Here is a 26,509-nt window from a genome sequence, read left to right as displayed (position 1 = left end):
ACACTCACATTTGATATAGCTTCGTTGTTAAGAAGACCATTTTTGTAAATCAACATATTGTTGTTGAAGTATGTTTGCTTCCTCTTCATATCCTAATTCGCGGTTGATTTTCAAAAGCCAATGTAAGGCATGTCGGTCAAGATCATTTAATTCATACTCCCATTGAAAGCATTCAAGAGCTTTTGTATATAATTTATATTGATAATAGAGTTCACCTAACTTAAATTGTTGGTCGGCATCCTCCTCTAACATAACCATTCGATTCACGTCTTGAATACAAGGCAGTTGGGTTTTATATGGTTGAAATGGTTTTAACCACGTTTTCACAAAAAGAGTACTGTTATCTTTTAATAAACGGCTTACTACCATTTGTAATAGGGAGTTCGTTTCATTGGCTTTTTGTTTGGCTACTTCTATTAACAACGCTTGAATAGATGCGAGTGGAAAAGAGTTTCCTGTCAGGTTGGCGTCAGTTAACATCTTTTCGAGGAGCGGTATATGGTACGGGCTAAAAGGAATATGGTGTTTAATCAGAAATGAACATGCTTTACTATACTCTTTAGAAGCTAGATACGATTCTAGAAGTGCATATTTTACTTGAACGGGAGTTGTTGTATTTTCAATGACATTCTCTAATAGAGGCATCATATCTATGCCATGTAAATGAGAGGAAGCTAAATTTTTAACCTTTTGAAAAAGAGTTTCAGTAGGAGTTTTTGTATAACACCGTAAGTAATGAACAAATAAATCAACCCATCTAGCTTGGTCAGTTAATAAAGTCTCGTATAACTGCGAGCTTTTTTCATCGTCACTCAAGAAAAGTTGTTTTTCGGTTAAGAGTAAATCTTGTTCATATTCGTGTGTCTTATATTTCGTATATTCCTGTTTGTTTAAAAATTCATGAACCCAGGTTTCCGCTGGGGAAAAGTCATGAATCACTTGTAATAGTTGAAAAGATAAAAAGGATTTTCCATCACGGTAAAAATGATAATAGGAAGGCTTAATGACTTCTAATAGTTTGTTTTTGGAGATAAACGAGTCAAAATAGGTTAATATGATTGTTTTTTCTAGAGGAAGAAATTGCTTTTCTAACTTATTAAGCAACTGCGTAAAGGTAAGTAAAGAAAGGTGTTCTTTATCTTTTATAATAAACGGGAGCAGAGGAAGAGGGTTATGAAGCACAAATCCTTTTTTATATGCATTTTCAATAAAGGAGTGACGCTTGAGACGGGTAGCCTTCACTGTCGTCACGTACTGATTTTTGAAATAAAATAGATAATACACTTGTAGGTTCTCTTGAATAGCTTCTGCTTCAATGACCTTACATTGCATATAGATAATTATTTTTTTCGGGCGTAACTCGATTGACTTGTTTTGAGCTGTTTGTAGCAAAACGGTATGTTTCATCGAATCCCTCCTTATATAGGTTAACTATACCACATCATTTTACATTATGCATATGACGTTCCTATCTTTTACCAATTCTTCACTTTTTATTTGAAATATAGTATATTATTATAGCTTTTTATTTTTTTTTATTGGGTGAAATAGAGAGGGGAATAAAGGTATGGAATGGACGGTTAAAACCTTTGAAGAACTAACAAATGTTGAATTATATAATATCATAAAGGAACGAATTACAATTTTTATCGTTGAGCAAAATTGTCCATACCCAGAACTGGATGATCTTGATAAAGTATCCTATCACTTATTTGCTAAAGAGAGTAATGAAGAGATTATCGCATATTCACGAATCCTTCCAAAAGATACTCTTTATCCTTATTGTTCAATCGGGAGGGTCATCGTAAAAAAAGAGTATCGAAAGGCCAAACTTGGTAGAGAACTTTTGACTCGAGGTTTAACGTTTATTGATGAGCATTTTCATGATAAAATGGTAAAAATTATGGCACAACATTATTTACTACAGTTTTATCAATCATTTGGATTTGAACCTGTTTCTGACGTGTTTTTAGAAGATGGTATTCCGCACATTGATATGATGCTTAACGTAAGCGATTGGAGGGAAAGATGTACAACAAAGTAATTGAAGCGCTTGAGATTGCTTTAGATGATTGGGCAATGATGCAACAAACCGACGGTGATGAAGGAGCCGAATGTGCTGAACGCTTTGAACGTCATTTTTATCTATTTATTGATGAATGTAAGGAATGGTTTCATACGTTAGAAACTAAACCTAAAGATATCATTGAAGCAGAGAGTTTAAAAGAAATAGAAGAGCTTCAACAACGATTACCAGGACCACTCCAATTAAATTTTTTAACTGAATTAGAAGATATTATAGATGGGATTGAAACTAAACGCTATGATTAATATTCAACAATTTGTGAAAGACTCCATAGAAACTATAACTAGCTATCAGTCAGATAATAAAGAGAATGTTAAACATATTGTCAAAAGCGCATTAAAGACTTTTCCATTAAAATCACATGAACAAACAGAGGTAGTTGCTAACCAAGAGGTGGTCATTATCTACTTACATTCAATTATGGAAGAAAACATATTAACTAAAATTGTACAAGAAGCTTCAGAGAATATGGAAAACCTTGATATCGAGGCGCTGTACGAAGGCCGAGTGATTCGAAATTATTAATATGAAAAAGATGTTCATTGTAAAAAATATATGATAAATTAGGATAAAATAAGAAAGAGAGCGATGACCATGTCTACATTTGAAAACGTTACAATTGTGAAAGCAGCAAATATTTATTTTGAAGGAAAAGTAACAAGCCGCACTGTTCTTTTTGAAGACGGTACGAAAAAAACATTAGGAATTATGAATCCTGGAGAATACGAATTTTCTACTGATCAAAAAGAGGAAATGGAAATTTTAGCGGGTAAATTAGAGTATAAGCTACAAGGTGAAGAGTGGAAAACCATTGATGGAAGTGGAACGTTTTATGTACCTGCCAATGAATCATTTGCTTTAAAAGTACATACGGTTGTTGATTATTGTTGTTCGTATTTATCGTAAAAGTCAATCGAAGGAGATGTATTCATGAGTGAACTAGAAATTATTCGTTCCACACATAAAAAACAAAAACCCGAAGATGACCAATTAGTTTTTGGAACACAGTTTACAGACCATATGTTTATTATGGATTATACACCTGAAAGAGGATGGCATTACCCAAGAATTACACCATATGAGCCGATTGCACTCGAGCCTGCGAGTACAGTGTTCCATTACGGTCAAATGGTATTTGAAGGGTTAAAGGCCTACCGAACAAAGGAAGATAAAATCTTGTTGTTTCGACCAGAAAAAAACTTTCAACGCTTAAATCGCTCAAGTGAACGCTTAGGAATTCCAGCGATTGATGAAGAGAAGGCACTTTTATACCTAGAAGAACTACTTCGCATCGATAGAGAATGGGTACCATCTTTAGATGGGACAGCCCTATACATTCGTCCGTTTATCATTGCGACAGACCCAAATCTTACACCTAAGCCATCAAATACGTATAAGTTCATGATTATATTAAGTCCTGTAGGTTCGTATTATGAGGAAGGGATTCATCCAGTTGGCATCTATGTTGAGGAACAATTCACCAGAGCTGTAAAGGGTGGTACAGGTATGGCTAAGACGGCTGGCAATTATTCGGCAGCCTATAAAGCTCAAGAAAAAGCCGTAAACAAAGGGCAATCACAAGTATTATGGTTAGATGCGGTAGAAAAGAAGTACATAGAAGAAGTCGGGTCAATGAATGTGTTTTTTAAAATTGACGGTGAAGTCATTACACCTGAACTAAGTGGAAGCATCTTAGAAGGGGTTACACGGATGACGACGATTGAGCTATTAAAAAAATGGGATATCCCAGTCACTGAAAGAAAAATTTCTATCGATGAAATTGCAAAGGCCTACCAAGAAGGTAAATTAGAGGAAGCCTTTGGAACAGGAACTGCTGCGGTCATTTCTCCAATCGGAGAGTTGCTCTGGAATGACCAAAAGATGGTCATTAACGATCGAATCACAGGACCTATAGCGAGTAAACTTTATGAAAAGTTAACAGGAATTCAGACAGGTGTTGAAGAAGATCAATACAACTGGACGATTGAAGTGATCTAAAAATCACTAAAAGTATTTTGATAAACTAAAAAAGCATCCTAGTGCAAGACTAGGATGCTCATTTAAACCAAAAGCTCATTTTACTTATAGTTACCAGCTTTTGTTTTTCTCATTTTTCCAATTTCCACAAAACGCTCAAGAATCTTGCGAATTCCTTCAGTGTTTTTTGAGCTGTCTTCAAGAGTGGGATTTGTTGCTTTTAACTCCTTAGCAGCTTCCTCATATGATAAAGCTCTGCTTGACGTTTTAACCATTTTAAACAACTGTGATGAATAACTCTTTTTTGTCAATTAAATCACCCTTTCATTTTCCTTGATAATTATATTTTTTGGAAATGTTTAAAAAATTACTCGTATTTCATGGTGATTTAACAAAAAATTCGTCATATTTTCTGACGTCAGGGAATTAACATTGCATTCCCTTATAGAGACTACTCTTCTTATCATAACACAAAATGATGTCCTTTGTACGATTATTCCCAAAAAAGTACAAAATTAATCCGGATTTTGGTGGTGAAAAGGACATTGGCTTAGTTCACTGTCCTCGTCTCGTAAGAAATATTGCTTCCATTCATGATTTTCAGATGAGCCATACTGTTTTAATTGAGGGTGGGGTGCGATATCGTCATACGCTTCTAAACGCTCTCGTATACGGTTTCTTATAGTTTCTGCTTTTTGTTGATTACTATTAAATGTGTCTAGTACCCATCTTGGAGTTAATGCGACCATAAAATAAGGAAAATAACGACTATTCCTTTGTTCGTGGTATGGTGTAGCACAATATACAAAGTATTGTTCGCCGTGAAAGCAATATTCCCATAGTTGGTCTGAAGGGTCCTTTGGAATATGAGAAGGCCAGGGGAGCTCGTCATATAGACTTACCTCAGTCAGCAATCTCCAAAAATCATGTTCACACTCTTCTAAAGTTTTAGCTTTTTCATTGAAAAATAATACTAACGAGGTATAGTCCCCGCATTCTTTAGCAATTAGGCTATTCCTTCAAGAGGGAAGCCATTTGTTCTTCTTGCAACTCTTTTTTTCTATCGTCAATAAAACCATATCTAAAATGGTTTTGGGTTTGTCCGTGAACTGCTGGAATACAAGGGAATCGTGACTCTCGATTTCCTAACTTAGTAAGAAATGATGAGAATGCATCAAATTCCAAACCGGTTTTATATTTTTCTAAGATAGCATTTTCTTTTTCAATCCCCACTGTTAGTTCCTCCTGAATAGAGTATATAGGACTAGAGTATTCAGTGACTAAATAAGTGCGATTTATTATCCCTAGTTATTCGAAGGTTAACTCAATGGTAAGGGCATGTTGTTCTGAGCCATCCTTGGCACTTTCTTCAAATAATAGCAGTGTACCAGAAGTATCACCGTTATCAACCCAATCCACAATAATTTCAAAGTCTCCCCAATACGGTCCACCTTCTGAAGCTGTTGTGAATCCTTCAGTTAATATATCCCCACTCTCGTTTAGGAGACGGTATTGAACTGTAGCTTCGTATACACGTGCTTGCCCTTGAACGATAAATCCAGTTGAAACAATGCTATTTTGAGTTGGAATTTCAATTCGAAACGCTTCATTTTCTAATAATTGGTCACTAACATTGTCATTCTTCATTTCAATTTCTGTTGTATGAGCATCATCTTGTTCCTTTGTCTCATTTTGCTGATTATTCGATTCAATAGAATCCGGAACATCCTCATTATCGTCGATTTCGACTTCTATTTCTACCTGAGTGTCAGCAGAAGTTTCACCTTCTAGAACAACTTCCTTTTTTTCATCAACACAAGCTAGCAACATGAAAAACGGCAAAATAAAAATAAAAAATAGTCGTAAATTCAATTTTTTCACCTCCTTATACATCCTATGTAGTAAGAGTTTGTTTGATTTGTATTATCAAGTATATAAGGACACTGCTCTTAGATAATCGTTTTCCAGTCAACTTATCAATTACGTTTATACCAAATAATGAGACAAGTTCTAGGACCTTAACGCATAGAGTGTAGAAAGAATAGAAAGGAGGGATTCTAGTGGTATATATCAAAAAGAAATGGATGATTCTTGCTATCATATTTATCACAGCAGCTGTGAGTTTATACATGATTGAACCGAAGATCATTGAAACAAAAGCAGGTTTCTCTGATAAAGAGTTAGAAATTCATATGGTAACAGGAGAATACAAATCTAAAACAGCAGAAGGAAAAGAGATTGAAAGTTACCGTTGGGACCCAGGTACAATTAACGTGCCAAAAGGGGAAAAAGTCAAATTAACGATTTTTGGAGTGAATGGGCATGAACATCCTTTTGTGATTGAAGGAACAGACATTAGTGGTACAGTGAAAAAAGGAAAAGAAACAACGGTTACACTACATTTTGAAGAAGCAGGTGTCTATCGTTTAATTTGTACAGCCCATGCTCATATTAAAGACAATGGACCCATGATTGCTTATATTGTAGTAGACTAATTAAATTACATAGAAATAGTAACTCATTACTTGCTAGAGATGTAGCGAAGGACCGTGTCCATTGTTGCATCTCTTTCTTTTAGTAGTAATTAATAAACAAAAGCCTTAAAGAATTTTAGCTAAAAGTATATTTCATTGACAAGCGAATAGAACATCATTACAGTAATTGAATAAAGCAAAAATTTGTTTAATTATGTTCCTTGACGGAAAAAATAGTAAAGAATTTTTATAAAATAGTTGATTTCTTGTTGAAAAATAGGTAACGTTATTTTTTGAGAGTATTTTGAAAAAAGTGAGGCTTTAATGATGAAACAGACTAACAAACCCGAAACTACTATCGTAATCTTTGGAGCTACAGGTGATTTGGCAAAGAGAAAATTATATCCTTCCCTGTTTAATCTATACAAAACGGAAAGATTGAATGAAAAATTTGCTGTTGTAGGAGCTGCTAGACGCCCATGGTCTAATGACACGTTAAGAGAGACTGTGGCTGAAGCATTACATAATGAGGACAAAGAACTTGTAGCAAAATTTTGTGAGCATTTTTATTATTTGCCATTTGATGCAACGAATAAAAACTCATACCATGAACTAAACTCTTTACTAACTGAATTGGATGAGCAATTTAATATACCTGGGAATCGAATTTTCTATATGGCGATGTCTCCCCAATTTTTTGGTACCATTGCTACCAATTTAAAATCAGAAGGTTTAACAAACACGAACGGTTGGACAAGGTTAATTATCGAAAAACCGTTTGGACGCGATCTTACTTCTGCCAAACAATTAAACCAAGAGATTCGTGAAGCTTTTTCAGAAGATGAAATTTATCGAATTGACCATTACTTAGGAAAAGAAATGGTACAAAATATCGAAGTTATTCGTTTTGGAAACGCAATATTTGAGCCTTTGTGGAGCAATCGATATATCTCTAACATACAGATTACATCAAGTGAAACACTAGGAGTAGAGGACCGAGGTGGCTACTACGAGACATCAGGTGCACTGAGAGATATGGTTCAAAACCATATGATTCAAATGGTATCATTGCTTGCAATGGACCCACCTATTCGGTTAACACCCGAAGAAATTAGAAGTGAGAAGATTAAGGTATTACGTGCATTACGTCCAGTAAGTCAAGAAGAAACTGGAAAATATTTCGTGCGAGGACAATATGGACCTGGCACAATTTCTGGCAATGAAGTACCTGGATATCGTAGTGAAAACAATGTTGATCCAAAATCACATACAGAAACCTATGTAGCTGGTAAGTTATTAATAGACAGTCACCGTTGGGCTGGTGTTCCATTCTACATTCGTACAGGTAAACGTATGAAGATGAAATCAACCCAAATTATCATTCAGTTTAAAGAGTTACCGATGAATTTATATTATAAAGAAGAAGATAAAATTCATCCGAACTTGTTAAGTATTCATATCCAACCTGATGAAGGAATTACGCTGACGTTAAATGGGAAAAAATCTGGATTAGCAGGAGGAACGACCCCTGTAAAACTGGATTATTGTAACAATTGCATCGACCAACAAAATACACCGGAAGCTTATGAGCGCTTAATTTATGATTGTATGTTAGGTGATGCAACGAATTTTGCTCACTGGGATGAAGTCGATTTATCTTGGAATTTCATCGATGAAATTTCAAAAGCATGGCATAAGGATGGAGAGAATTTAACAACTTATGCATCTGGTTCAATGGGTCCAAGAGAAGCTGATGAACTACTAGAGAATGACGGCTTTACATGGTGGCCAATCGCAAATGAAGTAAGGAAATATTGAGAGGGGTCGTAAAAATGAAAGTAATTGATATTAGTGCACCTATTTTTGAGGGGATGGCGGTTTATAAAAACAAACCGGAAAAACAACCTAAAATCAGCACAGTAACGAATGCTCATGTTACAGAATCAAGAATGGATTTAGACCTTCATACAGGAACTCACATCGATTCTCCTTTACACATGATTAATGATGGTCCGACATTTGAAACGATAGACCTAGAACAGCTGGTAGGTCAATGTAAAGTTTTTGACCTAACGAATGTCGAAGACCGAATTACAGCGGCAGATTTAGAGGGTTTTGATATTCAAAAAAATGACTTTGTCATTTTTAAAACAAAAAACTCGTTTGAAGAAGAATTTAACTTTGATTTCATTTTCTTAGCAGAAGATGGAGCTAAACTATTAGCTGACAAAGGAATTCGTGGTGTTGGGATTGACGCACTTGGTGTGGAACGAAGTCAGCCTGGTCATCCAACCCACAAAACTCTTTTCGGAGCGAATATCATTGTTATCGAAGGACTGCGCTTAAAAGATATTAACCCTGGCCAGTACCTAATGGTGGCTGCCCCTCTTAAAATGGTAGGCACAGATGCAGCTCCTGCCCGAGTCCTTCTTTTAGACGGTGTAACGTATTAATATAAATTAAACATCAAAACAGCAGCGGTAGCTTACCTGGTGCTGTTTTTTTTTTTGCAAAACAAAATCCCTAATTCCAAATTTGGAATTAGGGATTTTCATAAATTTTCGGTTATGCAAGCCAGTTTGTATGGAATGTTCCTTCTTTGTCCACACGTTGGTATGTGTGAGCTCCAAAGTAATCACGTTGAGCTTGAAGTAAGTTCGCTGGTAATGTAGCTGTACGGTAGCTATCAAAGTAAGAGAGTGCCCCTGAGAATGCAGCTACTGGAATTCCTGATTGGACAGCTAATGTAATAACATCACGAAGTGCTTGCTGATACTGGTCAGCAATTTCCTTAAAGTAAGGGTCTAATAAAAGATTTGCTAAGTTCGGGTCACGATCATAGGCTTCTTTAATGTTTTGAAGGAAGCCAGCTCGAATGATACAACCACCTCTAAAAATCATCGCAATGTTACCATATTGAAGGTCCCAATTATATTCTTCAGAAGCCGTTTTAAGCTGAGCAAATCCTTGAGCATATGAAATAATTTTACTCAAATACAATGCTTTACGGATAGCTTCAATCATCTCATTTTTGTTTCCTTCGAAACGTGGAGAAGGGCCAGTTAAAATATTGCTAGCAGCTACACGCTCATCTTTAATTGCTGAAAGGAAACGAGCAAAAACCGACTCTGTGATGATAGAAAGAGGGATACCTAAATCCAAAGAGCTTTGGCTTGTCCATTTTCCTGTTCCTTTTTGACCTGCGGTATCAAGGATTACATCTACAAGATGTTTTCCTGTTTCTTCGTCTTTTTTAGAGAAGATATCAGCCGTGATTTCTACTAAGTAACTATCAAGTTCACCTTTATTCCATTCAGTGAAGATTTCATGAAGTTCTTCATTACTAACACCAAGAGCATGCTTCATCAGGAAATAAGCTTCACAAATTAATTGCATGTCTCCATATTCAATACCGTTATGAACCATTTTCACATAATGTCCGGCACCATTAGGCCCGATATATGTACAACATGGCTCACCATTTACTTTTGCTGAAATATCCTTAAGCATATCTTCCATTAGCTCATAGGCTTCTCTTTGTCCACCAGGCATAATAGAAGGTCCTTTTAATGCGCCTTCTTCACCACCAGAAACACCAGATCCGATAAAGTGAACTCCTTTTTCAGCAAGATATTTATTTCTACGAATCGTATCTTCAAAATATGTATTTCCACCGTCGATTAAAATATCTTTTTCAGATAAATACGGCAATAAAGATTCAATCGCTTTATCTGTAATTTCACCAGCTTGTACCATAAGAAGTATTTTTCTTGGAGTTTCTAAAGAATTAACAAACTCCTCAATACTATATGTACCTACAAGATTCTTCCCTTCATGTTCAGCAGCAATTTCCTTTACTTTTTCAGCAGAAATATCATGAATTGAAACCGAGTAACCTCTGCTTTCGAAATTCAAAGCTAAACTTTTTCCCATTACTCCTACACCAAGTACACCTATGTTCTGTTGTGACATTTTTTGTTACATCCCTTCTGTGCAAATAATATGCGATGTGATACATAAGATACCTTAATTATGTATCTATATGTTTGTTTTTCCATACTTACATATTGTATCAAAAAAATACGAAGTGATCACGAAAATCTAGGCATTTACATATAATATAAAAAGAATAGTGTGATAAAGGGTGATGATATGGACATATTTGAAGCAATTAAGTCAAGACGAACGATTGGGAAAGTAAAATCAACTGTTGTACCGAAAGAAGACATCGAAAAAATACTTGAGGCAGGAACATATGCGCCTAATCACTTTTTAACAGAACCATGGCGTTTTTTTGTATTAGAAGGTGAAGCTCGAAATCGTTTAGGCGATGTGTTTGCAACAATTAAGAAAGAAGAGCTTGGCGATACTGAGGAAAATGCTAAAAAAATTGAGGCCGCTACTAAAAATCCGTTACGTGCTCCTGTCATTATTGCGGTTGCTGTAGAACCGAGTGATAAGAAAAGAGTGATTTTATTAGAAGAGTATGCAGCTGTTAATGCTGCGATTCAAAACATGTTACTTACAGCTCATAGTTTAGGTCTTGGAGCGATTTGGAGAACCGGAGACCTATGCTATCATCCAGAGGTTAAAGCGTTCTTCCGGTTATCTGAAAAAGGAGAATTGTTAGCTTTTATATACTTAGGATATCCAGACATGACTAAATCTCCAAGTAAAAAGAAGAATATAAATGAAGTAACAAAGTGGTTGACATAATATAATTATTGGAGAACATGTGCAGAGGGTGGGACAAAAGGAAAACACATTTTTGTTCCACCCTCAAAAGTTAGGAAGAAATCATGAAAACTGATTTAGCTTACTGAATGTTTCTTTTAAGTTTTCATATAAGCTTCGGTAAACAGGGTAAAGCTCTTTGTAGATTGCATGGTTTGGCTTGTTTGGAAGGATCTTATCGCCTAAGGGGATAAAAGCGGTTATATCCTCAAGAGAGGAAACATAATCCAAACTGTAGAGTGCCACCCAAGCAGCACCCCAAGCAGAGCTTTGGTGTGATACAGGTACGGTAACCGGTTTATCAAATATATCCGAAACCATTTGAAGCCAAAAAGGGGACCTTGCAAAGCCGCCACTTGCATAAAGTGTAAGATTTGAATCTGTAACATCGGTAAAGCTTTCGGCTACACTAAAGATACTGAAGATGACACCTTCTAACCCAGCTCGGACAAAGTGTTCTTTTTGGTGAGCTCTTGTTAACCCTACAAAAGTTCCTTTGGCATTGGCATCCCAATAAGGAGCTCTTTCCCCAGATAAAAGAGGTAAAAATAATAATCCATTTGCTCCTGGCTTTACATCCTCGGCTAAACTAATAAATTGCTTATGTGATAGAGTTGAATGTGGATTATCAAATAATGTTCGTAACCACTCTAACACAATACCCCCATTGTTGGTTGGTCCACCGTTTATCCACAATTCTTTTGTAACAGCATAACTAAATGTACGTTGGTCTTTATCTGGTGCTGGTTGGTTTGAAAAACGACGAATTGCTCCACTTGTACCAATTGTGATAGCTAGTGCATTCTCAGAAACTGCACCAATTCCAAGATTGGCTAAAGGACCATCTGTTGCCCCAATGACAAAAGGGAAATCAGTAGTTAGTCCGATGTCATCTGCTATTTCCTGTTTCATGCCTTCTAGAATTGTCATAGCATCTACTGGGGTAAATAGTTGTTCTTCACCAATCCCTAATACTTGTAATGCTTCTTCATCCCAAGTAAACGAATGAATATTAAAGAAACCTGTCGAAGAGGCAGTTGCATAATCGGTCATTTTTGTTCCAAACCATTTATGTAGTATGTATTCTTTAATGGATACAAAATAAGCCGATTTTTCAAATAAAAGAGGGTCATTTTCTTTTATCCAGCTAATTTTGGTCAGTGGTGACATCGGATGAATAGGCGTACCCGTTCGATGATAAAGATCTGGTCTTGTTTCTTTAAGGTAGGAGGCTTGTGCAACACTTCTCTGGTCAGCCCAGATAATAGAATGTGTTATAGGTTCAAATTCATGATTTAAGCAGATTAAAGAATGCATTGCTGTAGATAACCCACAACCAATCCAATCGAGATAAGTTGTCCCACTTTTTTGAAGAATGGCTTTAATTGATTGGCGGCAGGCATTTTCTATTTCATCAGGATTTTGTTCAGCAAAGCCTGGTTTGGGGTGTGAAATGGAGTAAAACACTTCATGCTCACTAACAACTGTACCATTTAGTTGAAACAATACAGCCTTTGTACTTGTAGTGCCTATATCTAATCCAAGAACAAACTGTTTTGACATTCTTACTCGGTCCCTTCAATAATGAACTTTAACCTATTGTAATCGATTTCTTTTATAAATGGAAAAATAATGCGAAGATTTTTACAATAAAATTTTGAATTTAATACATAGAGCTTGAAACTTCTATACAAACTAAAGTGGCAATAAAAATTATTCGTGTTGGAGGAAGAAGATGACAAAGAAAGTTATGCTATTTACGTTTGCTCTTTTCTTATGTTTCCCTCTATTATCAGAGGCACAACAAATCAGAACGTTTAAAGAGCCACCATTTGAGCATTATAAAGTTTCCCGTGGAGATTCCTTTTGGTTTATTGCACAGCGTTACGGACTCGATTACCGTGAATTAATGCGATTAAATCCAGAAATAAACCCTCGTAATTTGCACGTAGGAGAGGTGATTCGATTAAAGGAATCAGCGACACATCACAGTACATTTGAAGACCAAGTTGTTAGCTTAGTAAATCAAGAGAGAGCAAAACAAGGATTGCGTCCATTAACTCATCGTGCCGATGTTAAAAATGTTGCTCATAAAAAAGCGGAGGACATGATTAAGTCCAATTACTTTTCTCATCAAAGTCCAAATTATGGTTCTCCATTTGATATGTTACGAACATTTGGAATTTCCTATAGTACAGCTGGTGAGAACATTGCAAAAGGACAAAAAACGCCTGAAGAAGTCATGCGTTCTTGGATGAATTCCCCAGGTCATCGTCAAAACATCATGAATGCTCAATATGACACCATTGGCGTAGGTTTTTATCATGGTGCTTGGGTTCAAATGTTTATAAAAGCAAGATAACACGGAGAAAAATCCAATGCGGAAGCAGAGGATTTTTTCGTTTTTAAGTTTTTACACAATGGAAAGGATAGGAGAATAACGATGGATCCAGAAGAAATGAAAGTAAAAATTGAAAACGTAAAAAATGGGAAGTCAGAAAGTGAGAAGTTTTTTAAGGTAAGGCCACCAGAGGAGTTTGGTGATGCGGTTGAACTCTATTACAATAACCAAGAACAGATATTTACAGCGGTCGTATATGATCCCCAAACAAGCACGATATTTGATGAAAAAAACATAGCAACATCAGAAGAGGTAGAGTCCTTCATAAACAAAACAGTCATATAAAATCTGAAGCCACTGAAAAATGATAGGTACTAGAAGGCACTAAAGTTGTTTTGTACTTTTTCAGTGGTTTTTGGGGTTTTATGATAAAATTTAAGGGAAGACAAAGGAGGGAATGAGATGTCAAAACATTTTGCGGCTATATTGAAAATGAAAAATCCAGAAATTAACGCAAAGTATCGACCAGCACACTTAGAGTACTTACAGGAACTCGAACAAGAAGGAAAGATTTTTGCAAAGGGACCATTTATTGATGGTACTGGTGGAATGGTAATCTATATTGCAGAGTCAATTGAAGAAGCAAAAGAATTAGCAGAAAAAGATCCTTATATCATTGAAGGAGTTCGAACTTTAGAATTACATGAGTGGGGAATCTAATACATAAGAGGATGGGGCGATGCAATGGCTTCAACTGCCACAAAACCAGTTGTGAGAAACCCACTCACTTCAGCAAGTTGTGAGAAACCCACTCACAACTTGCTTTAACAGAAGGTGGCGGTTTTGCTCATTGCTTAAAGACAGTTAAAAAAAGGTGATAATTCCCTTTTTTTTAACTGTCTTATTTTTCTATAGGTAGTAGTATTTTAAATGTAGTTCCTTCCTCTGAAGTTGAAAGCAATTGAATCGTGCCTTGATGATTTTCAATAATCCGTTGAATTATCGTCAAGCCTAGGCCAGTTCCATCGTCTTTATTGCTAATAAAAGGTTCAAAAACTTGATGCTGAATATCCTCTGGAATTCCACATCCGGTATCACGAATATAGATGGCTGCCTGGTTTCCTTCAAGTTTAGAATAGATGGAGATAACCCCGTTACTTCCTATTGCTTGTATGCTATTTCGAATGAGATTATAAAAGACTTGTTTCATTTGGTCAAAATCAATATTTGATACAAACGGATCCATCTTTATTTCAATATCAATATCAGGAGGGCAACTAGTTTTTATAATTGGCATAATGTCATTTAAGACTTCAACAAAGACATAGCTTTTTTTCCTTGGACTTCCTGGTTTCGATAACATCAACATATCCTCAATAATTAAGTTAATCCGTTCTAGTTCTTTCAAAAGCAGAGGTAGCTGATATTTTTCCTGGTCTTGATGAGGAACACTACCATTCATTATCGTCAAAAACCCTTGGATAACAGCCAACGGGTTTCGTATCTCATGTGCTGCTCCAGCAGCTAATTCCCCAACTATTGCTAATTTTTCTGTGCGATGGACAGTTTCTTGTAATTTTTCAATCATCGAAATGTCAATGAAGTGAAATAACCTACCGATTATTTTATTGTTGTTGTTATAAAGGGCAGATTGGGATACTAGGACAGTTATTGGCTGTTTCTCGTTAGTTAATTTTGTTTTTCTTGTTTCAAACAATTCTTTGGAATAATACCACTCCCAAAACTCGTTATGACTCAATTTGTTTTCAGAAGTTAACTCCTTTTTTAATCTTTCTTTTGGAATCCCCAATAACTGTGCAGCGGTATGGTTAATGTCAATTTCATTTTTTTCTTCATCGACTGATATAATTCCAACAGGTAGTGAGGATAGAATTTGTTCTCTTACTAATTTTTCTTGAGATAGTCTCGTAAATGAGTGTTTTAAACTATCTGACATGTAGTTAATAGAGGTTGTTAAATTTTCAAATTCGAATTGTTCTATCTTACCAACTTTTAATCCATAGTTTCCTTTCGCGATAAGTACCACTTTGTTTATCAATTGGTCAATTGGTTTTGTAATTTCAGAGCTGATTTTTAAAGATAATGAAATAGCAATCGTTACTGCTATAGTTGTAGTAACAAAAAGAATAAACAGAGATTGATGGAGAACTGTCGATATTTTGTTTGCCTCATTTGCAATTGAATAGGAAATGGTTTGCTCTAGTTTAAATAAATCTTCTTCAATTTTAATCATTTTCGGTAATAACTCTTCTTCAATAACCATTTCAGCCATAGCGAAATTATCAAAACGGAGCAATCCTTGAACTTTATTTAAATATATAAAATCTATTTCCATTAAAGACGCTCGTATGGAATGGAGTTCATCAGATACAGGCTGATTACCGGTTTCAATAGAATTATTATAGTAGAAAAAATCAGTAACGCTATCAAAGCCGTATGTCATAATTCCTTCTAAAATATACCTCTTGGAAAAAGCCTCCCTTTGTAATTCATGCACTAGAAGTAATTGAGGAATATCTTGTTGATTTATATCTTTGTTAAGATTATCTACATGGCGAATAGAAGTTACAAATAATAAAGAAACCCCAGTTAGTATCAAAACAATGACTAAAAAAGAGAGAAATATTTTGTTTTTAAATGACAATTGGTCTAAAAATAATTTAATGTTCATGAATGAAAGTTCCTCCAACATGTGGATTAATTAGAATTTATGATCTCAAACTCTCCTTCGTTATATTTTGTCAGTTGTGTATTTATTTTGTCTATCACATCGTTTGATACCATTGGTCCAAAAGGTGCTAATTGATAAATATCATCCCGGAAGTCAAGAACGTTTAACCCCGGAATAATACCAGTTTCACTCAAATGCTGTTCTAATATAATATTGTATATATTCGGTATATCAATAACTAAACTTGTAATAACATGATTTTTGGCCATATACTGTTGGTCGTCAATAAACCCAATTACCATAATATTAGCTTCTTTAGCAGCATGAATGACTGCTCTGTTGTAAGCATTTCCAGTAGAGAAAATTAAATCAACACCTTGATTAATCAACTGTTCTGTAATACGAACAGCGTTTTCTTCGTCATCGCGGGTATCTAATTCCTCTATATAAATAGCAGCCTTAGGGTTAAATTCTTTAATTGCCATTTCAAATGAAGCTTGGGTTTTATCTTCTGGTTCATGTGGTTGCAATAAAGCAATTTTGTTGTTATTTGTCAGTAACGCAGCAACCATTCCAGCCATGTATCCATAAGAATAAGGGTTCGTAGTAAAGACAGATTGGTTATTATGTTCCGAATCACCATTAATTGTAACAAAATGGATATCTTCATAAGAGGGAGCAAGTTCAGTAAAGAGAGGAGAAAACTCACGCCCGTGCCCAATGATTAATTTTGCTCCGTCCTCAATGAATTTCAAAGTAGACTCTAGCATTTTCTCATCCGTGTTTTGCTCACTCATTAATTCGACAGTCACAGGATGGTTTTCTATGATTAACAATTTACCTTTATATGCTAAGCTACCCCAGCTTTGGTCGTGAATCGTATCTGAAGTTATAATCCCAACTAATTGATTAGGAAGAGTAACAGCTTTTGTATTTGGTTGAAGTAGGGCAAAAATACTAAACCCTAAAGTTACAATCAAAATAAAACTAATGGCAATACTTAGTGACACGATCTTCTTACTTAATTTTGATTGCGACATAATTCGACCTCTTTACTCATTTTTTTTATTTCTTTAATTCTACTATAAAATGACAAGGAATAAGCGTTTTTTTTTTTATTTATTGTGGAAATACATAACAACAAATTAAATAGCTTACCTTTTAGTAAATTAGAATGATATAATTTGAAAATCATCTTAAGAAAGAGGAGTAGGTTATGGATTTTACTGTTGATTTCTTATCTTTTTTTGTAGTTCAAATCGAAGGACAGGGTGAACACACAATAAAAAGATTAAAGCATTATCAAACAATGTCTAATCAAGATTATATAAATAGTGAGCTAAAGGAATTTTTAGATGGAGAATTAATGAAAATAGCGAAACGAAAAGTTGAGAGAAACCCAAAATCCGAACAAGTCCCAACCAAAGTAGGTAGATTCATTGTAGAACCCGGACATGCCTTAGATAGTAACCCAAATTATAATTTATTTTCTACTATACGCAAAGCGTTGGACCAGGAAGAGTATACTAAATACACCGAGACATTAGTTCAATTATATAGTGAAACTAGCGCAGTTCGTGGTGGAGCGATTATTGTGATTAGAGCAAAACTTGTGGAAGTTTCTGATATCCCATTTGTTTTTATTTTAAAATGTGATTTTGAACAAAAAGTGGCTAGTATTGCTGATGAAAAAAACTTAATTCGTTCAGTGGAAATGGCGATTACCACCAAAAACATGAAGTCAATTCAGTACCCTTACATGCCGGAAGAGGGAATGGTGGAAGAATGGGAAATAAAGGTTCATCAATCTTCTCATGCTCGTTATTTTGAGGACTTCTTAAAATTTGTGGAGTACAATCAATCGATGCCAGAGATTGTGAAACACCAAGTGTTGCAGCAGGCTCAACAATATATCGCTGCGACATATGATGATGAAAGTCCAGAAAAAGCTCAGGAAGAAGAAATGATGGAGGCTTGGGCGAATACTCCGGTTAGACAACTACAAGAAAAATGGACACCAGAACAAGTGGCTGAAGTCTCATCACCAATTATTGAGCAACAACCCACTATAGAATTAAAGCTAAAGCTTGACCACATATCCATTAAAGGATTGCTTTCAGACTTTGGAGAATCAATACACATTGCCAAAAAGAATGACAAGTATGTGCTGGTTATTGAAGGAGATGCGTTTACATTCGAAAAAGGATTTTCCCCAGTTGAGTTTGTAAAACCTGAAAGTATAGAAACGGTATTCAACAAAATATATAACAAATGATTAATTAAAGAAACAAGTCGAAAGGAAACGGGATTTTGTCATATCCTGCGCTTGCCCAGGAAATTTAGATAAGTTTATTTTATCTTCCTACCTTTCTTTTTACACCTGTTTTTACTTCCTTTTTAATTGATAAAATTGGAATGAAACCATCCAAATATAATCGGCTGTTCTTGATCATAATAACTCTTGTCCTGACATCGAGCGTTTGGACAAGTTGCTGTATTTGGAGGTGCATTGCCATTAATGGAATGTTAATCTTCCTCCTCATTATATTGTTGGTTGCTGGAATTGCAGTAATTTTTCGGGCAAGGGGTTATGCCGAGACAAACTTACAAGCTCAACCAATCCCAACAAAAATCAATGAACATCAATTTAAGGAGGAATTTGGTATGGTAAGAGAAACAGAAGATTTGATTCAAGGTGTTGAAGAAGAGGAAATTGAGCGTATTGTAGTTGAAGATGAAATTAGAGAAGAAATTGGAGAAGAATTAGCACCATTACGAAGTCACCTAGAAACAATGCAATCGACTTTAAACCAACTTCAATCATCTTCTCAACAAACTACTTCAACTTCTGGTAATATGCAAAACCAACAACAAGCTACACAACTGTTGCAACAAATGAAAAATTTTAGTAATCAAGCTCAACAACAACAACAGAAAACGTTGCAGCAACTTCAACAAAATATTCAACAAGCATCTCAAATGTTGAATAATATGGGTCAGTCTCTTCAATCTTTTAACGTTTTAAACCAAATGACTCAACAAATGAATCAATCCCAGCAACAATTACAGCAACAGACGCAACAGATGCAAGGACAATCTCAACAAGGCATGGGTCAATCTCAACAAGGGATAAATCAATCTAGTATGGACCAATCCCAATATGGAGATTCCCAAAGCTACAATCAATCTTATCAAAACTAGTTGGTTGTAGGCTATTTGAAGAAGCTGTTGACTATTGTCAACAGCTTCTTTTACTACTAAAGCAAAAGGAGGAAATCCTTTGCAACAACATAAAATTCTTTTGAAAGAGCTTACCAATAGGTCAATGCCTTACAATAGAAATGCTCAAGATAAACTTCTTGACGCTATTGGTGATTCTCAAATTGTCTTACTTGGAGAAGCTTCACATGGTACGTCAGAGTTTTATAAAATGAGGGCAGAGCTTACAAAAAGGCTAATCAAAGAAAAAGGATTTACCATAATCGCTGTGGAAGGCGATTGGCCACCTTGTTATGAAATTAATAAAATAATTAAGTCTCCTACATTTACTGAAAAAATCGAGCAAGCATTAATACAAAATTTTAATCGTTGGCCCTCTTGGATGTGGGCTAATGAAGAAGTTGCTGAATTTCTCAATTGGGTAAGCAATAGCAATCAAACACAGCAAAATCCAGTTAGTTTTTATGGTGTCGATGTATATAGTTTATGGGAGTCTTTAGAGGGAATTATCAGTTATCTCGAAACAGAAAATAGCCCGTATCTCCAGCAAGCTAGAGAAGCTTTTCAATGCTTTGAACCATACCAACGAGAAGGTCAAAACTATGGCTTGAATTCACGTTTTTTAGAGCATTGTGAAGACAAAGTCATTACATTGTTAAAGAATATGCAAGTAAATAGGGTTAATGATAATAATCAAGACGAAGATAAATTAAGTGCTGAATTAAATGCACTTGTTACTCTTCATGCAGAAAAATATTATCGTGAAATGTTACACATAGGTCCCGAATCATGGAATACCCGAGATAAACATATGGTAGATGTAATCGAACGTATCATTGACTTCCATGGAAAAAAAACGAAAATTGTTATTTGGGAACATAATACACATATTGGAGATGCAAGAGCCACTGACATGAAAGATGAAGGAATGCTAAATGTTGGACAATTGCTAAATGAAAAGTATAATAAGAAAGTATTTTCTGTTGGGTTTGGAACATATCATGGAACTGTTATAGCGGCAGATTCGTGGGGGGACCAACTTCAAAAAATCATTGTACCTAAAGCAAGAAAAGGGAGCATTGAAAATCTTTTTCACCAAAATGGGAGCTATGATCAATTGCTTCTGTTTACAGGAGAAAAGGATACATTTTATAAACATATCATCGATCATCGGGCCATCGGAGTCATATACGACCCAAGGTATGAAAACTACGGAAATTATGTACCAAGTGTAATGGCAAAGCGATATAATGCTTTTGTATATGTTGATGAATCAAATGCGCTCCGTCCATTAAGTAAAGAACTAATTTATACATCGTAGGGAGGATGGGCAAAATGGCAGAGGAAATTCAAAATGAAAATCAACCCGAAATCGAAATTGGTGACACTGTCCAAATAAATAAAGGTCAAGAAAAAGGAGAAAAAGCAAAAGTTATTGCTGTATACACGAACTCAGTGGCAGTTGAGTTGAATCGAAAAATGAAAAATGGTACATTAGCACGGACTGTAATTAACCACTCAAAGTATGATAAAGTAAATTAAACATAGGGGGTGGGACAAAAGGTTGCTTTAACCTTTTGTCCCACATCTTTTTTTTACAATACAAAGATATCAATAAAGAAGACAATGATGATTACAAGTTGAATGATTGCTTTGGCAAAAGTCCCACTTAAGAAAGCAAAGAGAGTTCCAAGAGCGACCTTGAGGGAAAATGAGATGTCCTTATTTTGATACCACTCTGTAAGGAATACGAGGGCGAACGGAATAATTAATATTCCAAAAGGAGGCCATACAAAACAGCCTATGATTAATCCTATTGTTGCGGCCCTCATACCCCAAGTGGAACCTCCATATCTTTTTACAAAGTATTGGTTGGCAACGAAATCTGTAATAAACAATACTCCTGTTAAGATGATAAGCGTTGCCCATGTTAACCAGCCTACATCGTCCGCTTCAACGAAGAAGAAGTAAAGTAAAACACCACCCCAAATCATTACCACGGATGGAATGACCGGATAAACAAGTCCGACAAAACTTACGATGAAAAAAATGATGATGAGTACCCACCACAAGTATTCCACTATAAAACCACCTTTTTTAAATTAAAATTTACTTGTTATATTTTATACCTATCTTATAGTTATAGCGTTTTATGTTATGTAAGATTAAGGAAAGCTTTTGCATAAGGAGGTGTATAAAAAATGAATCAAACACTTACTTATTTGCTTACCCGAAGTTTGAATTACAATAAAATTATAACCCTAGTGACAAAAGCAAATCAATTTGAGAGCTATATTCTAATTGAATATGAAAATAAGAAGGTAAATGCAAAAAGTATATTAAGTACATGCATCCTTCAAGGTTTTAAAGGGGTTATTACGATACATGCACAAGGGAAAGACTCTAATCATGCCATTGAAGACCTTCAAAAAGCTCTAATCGATTAAATACTCCATCTCACTAAAATCCCTACACAAAAAAAATTCCGTTCCTTCATTATATTTGGTTAATAAGCAAGATTGTGCAGCATACTAACCATAAAAAGAGGATAGGAGTTGAAACGCATTGAATAATGGAAACACAAATGGAAACATGTTATTCCCGTTTTTTGGTGGTTCAGATAATGATGGAGTAACAAAGTCACCACATGACAGTTATGATATTTATGTAAACGAAGAATATATAGGAAAAAAAACGTTGTTAACCCAAAACGAAAAGGTTGATGATGTCCTTGATTTCATCAATCGTCAAGGGATAAAAGGTGTAACCGCTGAATTACAAGGAGACCATTTTATCATTCATCCTAGTGAGAACGAAACAGAGCACGTCAAAGATGCGATTTCGACATATTTACAAAACAGATAGGTAGAAGAATGACATAATAACGCTGGCTCAGTGATGAACTCTTTCTTCCTGAGTCAGTTTATTGTATTTGTGGTGGTGACATGGTGAATAGTCCTTTGCCCGAAAGTTTTTATACAGAAAGCACATTGGAGCTTGCGCAACAATTACTTGGAAAGCTACTTGTAAAAGAAACAAAAGAGGGTCTTTGCTCTGGCTGGATTGTGGAAACAGAGGCCTACATTGGACCTGGTGATAGGGCAGCTCATAGTTACGGTAATCGTAGAACAGCCAGGACTGAAGTTATGTTTGGAAAACCTGGATTGGTTTATACATATGTGATGCATACCCATTGTCTAGTTAATGTCGTAAGCGGACAAGTTGGGCAACCTGAAGCGATTTTAATTAGAGCAATTGAGCCATGCTCTGGTATAGAGCTCATGCATAAGAGGAGAGGTTTTGTCAAAAAAGAGGTGGACTTAACAAATGGTCCAGGCAAATTGACAAAAGCGTTAGGGATTGTGAAAGACGATTACGGTCGTTCATTTAGTGAAAAGCCTTTATATATATGTGAAGGTATTGATGTCCAACAGGTATCGAGCGGTACTAGAATAGGTATTGATAATAGTGGAGAAGCCAAAGATTATCTGTGGAGATTTTGGATAAGTGGGAATCGCTTTATTTCAAGAAAGTGGTAGAGACCTGGACAAAAAAAGTTATTCACCTGTTGTTCAGGCCTTTATCAATAGTTTTGTCTCATCCCAATGAAGAATGTTTGAAAAAAGGAGTTATGACCTAGTATTTTTTTTGATGTTCATTAATATGTTGATATTTGTCCATTATATGGTATTATTAGTAATGATATAACAAATACACTACTAAAGCCTCATGAAATAATATCTAATTATGTGTTTATATTTCGATGTCATTTGACGTGATTCTCCTCTGTTTACTATATCATGACAAATTTACTTATTGTTGAAGAAATCAATTGGGTTTATAATCATTTTGGAGCTATAAAAACGGACAGATTACTACGATAAAGGCAAACTTATTGAAAGATAAGGACGCAAAGCTACGGGTCTAACGCTAGAAGCTATGATCGCCGGGTTACCGAATAGTCTATTGAAAGACTATTCTCTAACTGAGAATGGTCTTTTTATAATGAGATAGGACGTGATTGTATGAATAAGTATAAAAATGAAGACGGAACAAATGAAATCCAAGCAGAGGAATTGTCCCATCATATGGCTTATCACGATTACTTAACAGGTCTTCCTAATCGTAATATGTTGAACGTCCGTCTTTCTGAAGAATTAAAAATAGCTAAAATTAAGAATCAACGGATTGCTATCTTATTCATAGATTTAGATCGATTTAAAGTGATAAATGATACTCTAGGTCATAGCACTGGGGATGTGTTATTAATACAAGTCACTGAAAGATTAAAAGCATCTGTGTTTGATAGAGACATCGTTTTTAGACAAGGTGGAGACGAGTTCATTGTCTTATTAGATAATGCAGATAGAGAAATAGCCGGAAAAGTCGCTGCTCGAATATTAGACGTGTTATCTCCTTCGTTCCAAATTAAAAATTATGATATATATACATCACCTAGTATCGGGATAAGTATTTATCCTGATGATGGTGATTCCGGAGAACTGTTAATCAAACATGCTGATTTTGCAATGTATCAGTCTAAAAAGGCTGGTAAAAACACATTTAAATATTATTCATACAACGATGAGCAAAAATATAATCCATTAGAAATCGAAATGGAACTACATAAAGCGATTAAAAATGAACAATTTACTCTTCATTATTTGCCCAAAATTAACTTAAAAACGGGGAAAATTACTGGAGTCGAAGCTTTGATTCGTTGGATCCATCCAGAATGGGGACAAATTTCGCCAAATGAGTTCATACCCATTTCAGAAGAAGCTGGCTTGATTATACCAATTGGTGAATGGGTTATACTATCAGCTTGTAAGCAATGGAAAGTGTGGGAAGAAGCGGGCTACGGAAATCTTGTCGTTTCCGTTAATCTATCCATTCAACAATTTGCTCAATCAAATTTGGTGGATGTGGTTAGAAACGCCATTAATCAAACTGGAATAAAGCCACAATGTTTAGAACTTGAAATCACAGAAAGTATGACAGCCGATGCAGAACGTACTATTGTAACGCTGCAACAGTTAAAACAGCTAGGTGTACAAATCGCGATTGATAACTTTGGAAGTGGGTTTAGTTCGTTAAACTATTTAATTAAATTTCCTGTAGATTCGCTTAAAATAGATGAAACGTTTGTTAAAGAAATAGATAATCCTGACAATGAAATGGTTGTTAAGGCTATTATATCAATGGCACATAATTTAAATATGAAAGTGTGTGCTCAAGGAATTGAAACGAAAGAACAATTGTTATTTTTACAGCAGTATTTATGTGACGAAGCTCAAGGCTACTTTTTTAGTACGCCATTACCAAAGGACCAAATCTGTCGACATGCAAAAGACATTGAAAGATTAACAGCTGACTTTGGATTATCAAAGGATATCAATGATAGAATGTGGGCTGAAGAATTAATACGTCTTGCGAAAAAAGAACTGCAAGAAACGATTAGACTTCAACAAGGTATGATTTTTAAGTTTAAAAAAATAAAAGACTCGTTCATTCATACATTATGTGACGGTGATTTGCTTTATCGATTAGGGTTCATTCCAAACCAGGTCGTCGGGAAAACAGTGTATGATTTTTATCCTAAAGACATAGCTACAAAAAAAATAAAATATTATCAAAGGGCTTGGGATAGGCAAGAAAAAGTTTCTTATGAAGTACAGGTCAATGATATTCACTTTTTAACGGCTCTTAATCCAGTAATACGTGGGGGCAAAGTCGTTGAAATTATAGGGTCATGTGTTGATATCACAGAGCGGAAAAAGGCAAAGCTAGCATTAAAAGACAGTGAACGAAAATATAAATTAATAACAGACAATATGACGGATTTAATTACAATCATGGACAATAAAGGAGCAATTAATTTTGTTTCCCCATCTCATGAATCTGTTCTAGATATTACACCTGAACAATTCCTAGGGTACCAATATCTTCGACACATACATCCAGATGACCGGATTGCTAATATAACGATAGTAGATAAATTGACAACGAACAAAGAACCTTTTCAAACTGAATTACGCTTAAAAAAGAATGATGATTGGAGACAATTTGAAATATTGCTCACTCCGATAGTAAATGACCAGGGTGAAGTTGAACATTTAGTATCCGTAGCTCGTGACATTACTGAAAAACGAAAAGCGGAAGAGTTGTTATCACAATCAGAAAAATTGTCTTTAGTAGGAGAATTAGCTTCTGGCGTTGCTCATGAAATTCGTAATCCGCTTACTTCTATTAAGGGTTTCTTTCAGTTATTTAAACAAGGAATTAGTAAACCTGAGTATTTTGATGTAATTGGTAATGAATTTATTCGAATTGAAAATATCATTAATGAATTCCTAACTCTTGGTAAACCACAGTCTATGAAACTTAAAGAAGTTCATATTGAAGATATAATAAATGATATAAATACTTTACTTGCCCCAGAGGCAAACCTTCGGAATGTCATACTTGAAGTTGAACTTGAACAACCAATCTCTAGTATTCAAGCAGACCCGAATCAATTAAAACAAGTATTTATAAACTTATTAAAAAATAGTATGGAAGCCATGCCATCAGGTGGGAAAATTACTGTTGTAGGACGTGAAGTAAATAAAGAAGTCCTAATTACCATCACCGACAATGGAAAAGGCATGACAAATGAACAATTGCAATATTTAGGGAAGCCGTTTTTTACGAGTAAGGAAAAAGGGACAGGTTTAGGATTAGTTGTTTGCTTTCAAATCATCAGAGAACATAAAGGGAGAATGAATTTTTCGAGTGCTGAAAATAAAGGAACAGTAGTAGAAATTCGCTTGCCGCAAGACATTTAATCCTGAACGGGGAGTTTGGGTAGTTATAATTTCATGTATTTCCTTTTTTTTAGTTTAAATTCCTTTACTGAAATATTTTTTTATAGTAATCTAACATTGTTGTTCTAGATTTAAGTGTACATGTTATTTTTTTGTCGAAAATGAAAAGAAAAACTTCAT

General features: G+C 35.2%; 30 protein-coding genes and 1 riboswitch. Of the genes, 20 read left to right on the top strand and 10 right to left on the bottom strand.

Annotated features, from left to right (window positions below; translation table 11 throughout):
* Positions 1 to 27 precede the first annotated feature (27 nt).
* Positions 28 to 1,407 (bottom strand): tetratricopeptide repeat protein, encoded by a 1,380-nt coding sequence (locus BK585_RS11845; RefSeq protein WP_078553648.1) that lies wholly within the window; start codon positions 1,405 to 1,407, stop codon positions 28 to 30.
* Between the two features lie 160 nt (positions 1,408 to 1,567).
* Between BK585_RS11845 and BK585_RS11840 the strand changes: the two genes are divergently transcribed.
* From BK585_RS11840 to BK585_RS11820, 5 genes are all read left to right on the top strand, one after another.
* Positions 1,568 to 2,044 carry a GNAT family N-acetyltransferase gene (locus tag BK585_RS11840; protein ID WP_078553647.1) on the top strand — a complete coding sequence of 159 codons (477 nt, stop codon included), beginning with the start codon at positions 1,568 to 1,570 and terminating at the stop codon, positions 2,042 to 2,044.
* The gene (locus tag BK585_RS11835) at positions 2,029 to 2,331 is read left to right on the top strand and encodes a hypothetical protein (protein WP_078553646.1); all 303 of its coding nucleotides are present in this window, start codon (positions 2,029 to 2,031) and stop codon (positions 2,329 to 2,331) included. The genes BK585_RS11840 and BK585_RS11835 overlap by 16 nt, the downstream gene beginning before the upstream one ends.
* Positions 2,303 to 2,611 carry a DUF6407 family protein gene (locus BK585_RS11830; protein ID WP_078553645.1) on the top strand — a complete coding sequence of 103 codons (309 nt, stop codon included), beginning with the start codon at positions 2,303 to 2,305 and terminating at the stop codon, positions 2,609 to 2,611. Before BK585_RS11835 ends, BK585_RS11830 begins: the two co-directional genes overlap by 29 nt.
* Before the next feature lie 69 nt (positions 2,612 to 2,680).
* The gene (gene ppnP / locus BK585_RS11825; RefSeq protein ID WP_078553644.1) at positions 2,681 to 2,992 is read left to right on the top strand and encodes a pyrimidine/purine nucleoside phosphorylase; all 312 of its coding nucleotides are present in this window, start codon (positions 2,681 to 2,683) and stop codon (positions 2,990 to 2,992) included.
* 24 nt (positions 2,993 to 3,016) lie between these two features.
* Positions 3,017 to 4,084, top strand: a complete 1,068-nt coding sequence (locus tag BK585_RS11820) for a branched-chain amino acid aminotransferase (RefSeq protein WP_078553643.1) — start codon at positions 3,017 to 3,019, stop codon at positions 4,082 to 4,084.
* 80 nt (positions 4,085 to 4,164) lie between these two features.
* Here the strand turns inward: BK585_RS11820 and BK585_RS11815 are convergent, their stop codons facing one another.
* From BK585_RS11815 to BK585_RS11805, 4 genes are all read right to left on the bottom strand, one after another.
* Positions 4,165 to 4,374 (bottom strand): hypothetical protein, encoded by a 210-nt coding sequence (locus tag BK585_RS11815; protein WP_078553642.1) that lies wholly within the window; start codon positions 4,372 to 4,374, stop codon positions 4,165 to 4,167.
* A 204-nt stretch (positions 4,375 to 4,578) separates the two neighbouring features.
* Positions 4,579 to 5,070 carry a YqcI/YcgG family protein gene (locus BK585_RS11810; protein WP_281248955.1) on the bottom strand — a complete coding sequence of 164 codons (492 nt, stop codon included), beginning with the start codon at positions 5,068 to 5,070 and terminating at the stop codon, positions 4,579 to 4,581.
* Between the two features lie 4 nt (positions 5,071 to 5,074).
* Positions 5,075 to 5,296: a YqcI/YcgG family protein gene (locus BK585_RS24610; protein ID WP_281248902.1), complete on the bottom strand. Its 222-nt coding sequence runs from the start codon at positions 5,294 to 5,296 to the stop codon at positions 5,075 to 5,077.
* A 75-nt stretch (positions 5,297 to 5,371) separates the two neighbouring features.
* Complete coding sequence (locus tag BK585_RS11805; RefSeq protein WP_170885559.1) at positions 5,372 to 5,935, bottom strand: Gmad2 immunoglobulin-like domain-containing protein; 564 nt, start codon at positions 5,933 to 5,935, stop codon at positions 5,372 to 5,374.
* 257 nt (positions 5,936 to 6,192) lie between these two features.
* On the opposite strand from BK585_RS11805, the gene BK585_RS11800 reads away from it, so the two are divergent.
* From BK585_RS11800 to BK585_RS11790, 3 genes are all read left to right on the top strand, one after another.
* Positions 6,193 to 6,558 carry a cupredoxin domain-containing protein gene (locus BK585_RS11800; protein ID WP_245805910.1) on the top strand — a complete coding sequence of 122 codons (366 nt, stop codon included), beginning with the start codon at positions 6,193 to 6,195 and terminating at the stop codon, positions 6,556 to 6,558.
* 306 nt (positions 6,559 to 6,864) lie between these two features.
* On the top strand, positions 6,865 to 8,355 hold the full coding sequence (gene zwf, locus BK585_RS11795) for a glucose-6-phosphate dehydrogenase (protein WP_078553640.1): 1,491 nt from the start codon (positions 6,865 to 6,867) through the stop codon (positions 8,353 to 8,355).
* Between the two features lie 14 nt (positions 8,356 to 8,369).
* On the top strand, positions 8,370 to 8,990 hold the full coding sequence (locus BK585_RS11790; protein WP_078553639.1) for a cyclase family protein: 621 nt from the start codon (positions 8,370 to 8,372) through the stop codon (positions 8,988 to 8,990).
* Between the two features lie 112 nt (positions 8,991 to 9,102).
* On the opposite strand, the gene gndA is transcribed toward BK585_RS11790, so the two are convergent.
* Positions 9,103 to 10,509, bottom strand: coding sequence for an NADP-dependent phosphogluconate dehydrogenase (gene gndA / locus BK585_RS11785; RefSeq protein ID WP_078553638.1), 1,407 nt, complete (start codon positions 10,507 to 10,509; stop codon positions 9,103 to 9,105).
* A 180-nt stretch (positions 10,510 to 10,689) separates the two neighbouring features.
* Here gndA and BK585_RS11780 point away from each other — a divergent pair, with 180 nt between their 5' ends.
* A complete protein-coding gene (locus BK585_RS11780) occupies positions 10,690 to 11,253 on the top strand; it encodes a nitroreductase family protein (protein ID WP_078553637.1) in 564 nt (187 codons plus the stop codon).
* 81 nt (positions 11,254 to 11,334) lie between these two features.
* Here BK585_RS11780 and BK585_RS11775 read toward each other — a convergent pair whose 3' ends face one another.
* A complete protein-coding gene (locus BK585_RS11775) occupies positions 11,335 to 12,834 on the bottom strand; it encodes a gluconokinase (protein ID WP_078553636.1) in 1,500 nt (499 codons plus the stop codon).
* Between the two features lie 172 nt (positions 12,835 to 13,006).
* Between BK585_RS11775 and BK585_RS11770 the strand changes: the two genes are divergently transcribed.
* From BK585_RS11770 to BK585_RS11760, 3 genes are all read left to right on the top strand, one after another.
* Complete coding sequence (locus tag BK585_RS11770) at positions 13,007 to 13,633, top strand: CAP domain-containing protein (protein ID WP_078553635.1); 627 nt, start codon at positions 13,007 to 13,009, stop codon at positions 13,631 to 13,633.
* A gap of 81 nt (positions 13,634 to 13,714) precedes the next feature.
* Complete coding sequence (locus BK585_RS11765; RefSeq protein ID WP_078553634.1) at positions 13,715 to 13,957, top strand: hypothetical protein; 243 nt, start codon at positions 13,715 to 13,717, stop codon at positions 13,955 to 13,957.
* Between the two features lie 117 nt (positions 13,958 to 14,074).
* Complete coding sequence (locus BK585_RS11760) at positions 14,075 to 14,332, top strand: YciI family protein (protein ID WP_078553633.1); 258 nt, start codon at positions 14,075 to 14,077, stop codon at positions 14,330 to 14,332.
* Between the two features lie 181 nt (positions 14,333 to 14,513).
* Here the strand turns inward: BK585_RS11760 and BK585_RS11755 are convergent, their stop codons facing one another.
* Positions 14,514 to 16,304 (bottom strand): sensor histidine kinase, encoded by a 1,791-nt coding sequence (locus tag BK585_RS11755; RefSeq protein ID WP_170885558.1) that lies wholly within the window; start codon positions 16,302 to 16,304, stop codon positions 14,514 to 14,516.
* A 26-nt stretch (positions 16,305 to 16,330) separates the two neighbouring features.
* Entirely contained in the window at positions 16,331 to 17,344 is a 1,014-nt protein-coding gene (locus BK585_RS11750) for a BMP family ABC transporter substrate-binding protein (protein WP_078553631.1), read from the bottom strand.
* A gap of 176 nt (positions 17,345 to 17,520) precedes the next feature.
* Here BK585_RS11750 and BK585_RS11745 point away from each other — a divergent pair, with 176 nt between their 5' ends.
* The 4 genes from BK585_RS11745 to BK585_RS11730 all read left to right on the top strand — a co-directional run bounded on the left by BK585_RS11745 (position 17,521) and on the right by BK585_RS11730 (position 21,065).
* Positions 17,521 to 18,579 carry a DUF3900 domain-containing protein gene (locus BK585_RS11745; protein ID WP_078553630.1) on the top strand — a complete coding sequence of 353 codons (1,059 nt, stop codon included), beginning with the start codon at positions 17,521 to 17,523 and terminating at the stop codon, positions 18,577 to 18,579.
* Between the two features lie 389 nt (positions 18,580 to 18,968).
* Positions 18,969 to 19,505 carry a hypothetical protein gene (locus tag BK585_RS11740; protein WP_139367549.1) on the top strand — a complete coding sequence of 179 codons (537 nt, stop codon included), beginning with the start codon at positions 18,969 to 18,971 and terminating at the stop codon, positions 19,503 to 19,505.
* Between the two features lie 79 nt (positions 19,506 to 19,584).
* The gene (locus tag BK585_RS11735; protein WP_245805821.1) at positions 19,585 to 20,844 is read left to right on the top strand and encodes an erythromycin esterase family protein; all 1,260 of its coding nucleotides are present in this window, start codon (positions 19,585 to 19,587) and stop codon (positions 20,842 to 20,844) included.
* 14 nt (positions 20,845 to 20,858) lie between these two features.
* A complete protein-coding gene (locus BK585_RS11730; RefSeq protein WP_245805820.1) occupies positions 20,859 to 21,065 on the top strand; it encodes a DUF2187 family protein in 207 nt (68 codons plus the stop codon).
* A gap of 53 nt (positions 21,066 to 21,118) precedes the next feature.
* Here the strand turns inward: BK585_RS11730 and BK585_RS11725 are convergent, their stop codons facing one another.
* A complete protein-coding gene (locus BK585_RS11725; RefSeq protein WP_078553627.1) occupies positions 21,119 to 21,604 on the bottom strand; it encodes a DUF456 domain-containing protein in 486 nt (161 codons plus the stop codon).
* A gap of 120 nt (positions 21,605 to 21,724) precedes the next feature.
* On the opposite strand from BK585_RS11725, the gene BK585_RS11720 reads away from it, so the two are divergent.
* From BK585_RS11720 to BK585_RS11705, 4 genes are all read left to right on the top strand, one after another.
* Positions 21,725 to 21,970, top strand: a complete 246-nt coding sequence (locus tag BK585_RS11720; RefSeq protein ID WP_078553626.1) for an HPr family phosphocarrier protein — start codon at positions 21,725 to 21,727, stop codon at positions 21,968 to 21,970.
* Between the two features lie 118 nt (positions 21,971 to 22,088).
* A complete protein-coding gene (locus tag BK585_RS11715) occupies positions 22,089 to 22,388 on the top strand; it encodes a hypothetical protein (RefSeq protein WP_078553625.1) in 300 nt (99 codons plus the stop codon).
* Positions 22,389 to 22,468: 80 nt separating this feature from the next.
* Positions 22,469 to 23,062, top strand: coding sequence for a DNA-3-methyladenine glycosylase (locus BK585_RS11710; RefSeq protein ID WP_078553624.1), 594 nt, complete (start codon positions 22,469 to 22,471; stop codon positions 23,060 to 23,062).
* Between the two features lie 336 nt (positions 23,063 to 23,398).
* A riboswitch (cyclic di-GMP riboswitch) is annotated at positions 23,399 to 23,482 on the top strand.
* 66 nt (positions 23,483 to 23,548) lie between these two features.
* The gene (locus BK585_RS11705) at positions 23,549 to 26,350 is read left to right on the top strand and encodes an EAL domain-containing protein (RefSeq protein ID WP_078553623.1); all 2,802 of its coding nucleotides are present in this window, start codon (positions 23,549 to 23,551) and stop codon (positions 26,348 to 26,350) included.
* Positions 26,351 to 26,509 lie beyond the last annotated feature (159 nt).

Source organism: Bacillus alkalicellulosilyticus (assembly GCF_002019795.1).
GTDB lineage: Bacteria > Bacillota > Bacilli > Bacillales > Bacillaceae_F > Bacillus_AO > Bacillus_AO alkalicellulosilyticum.
This window is presented reverse-complemented; position numbering and strand designations above follow the sequence as displayed.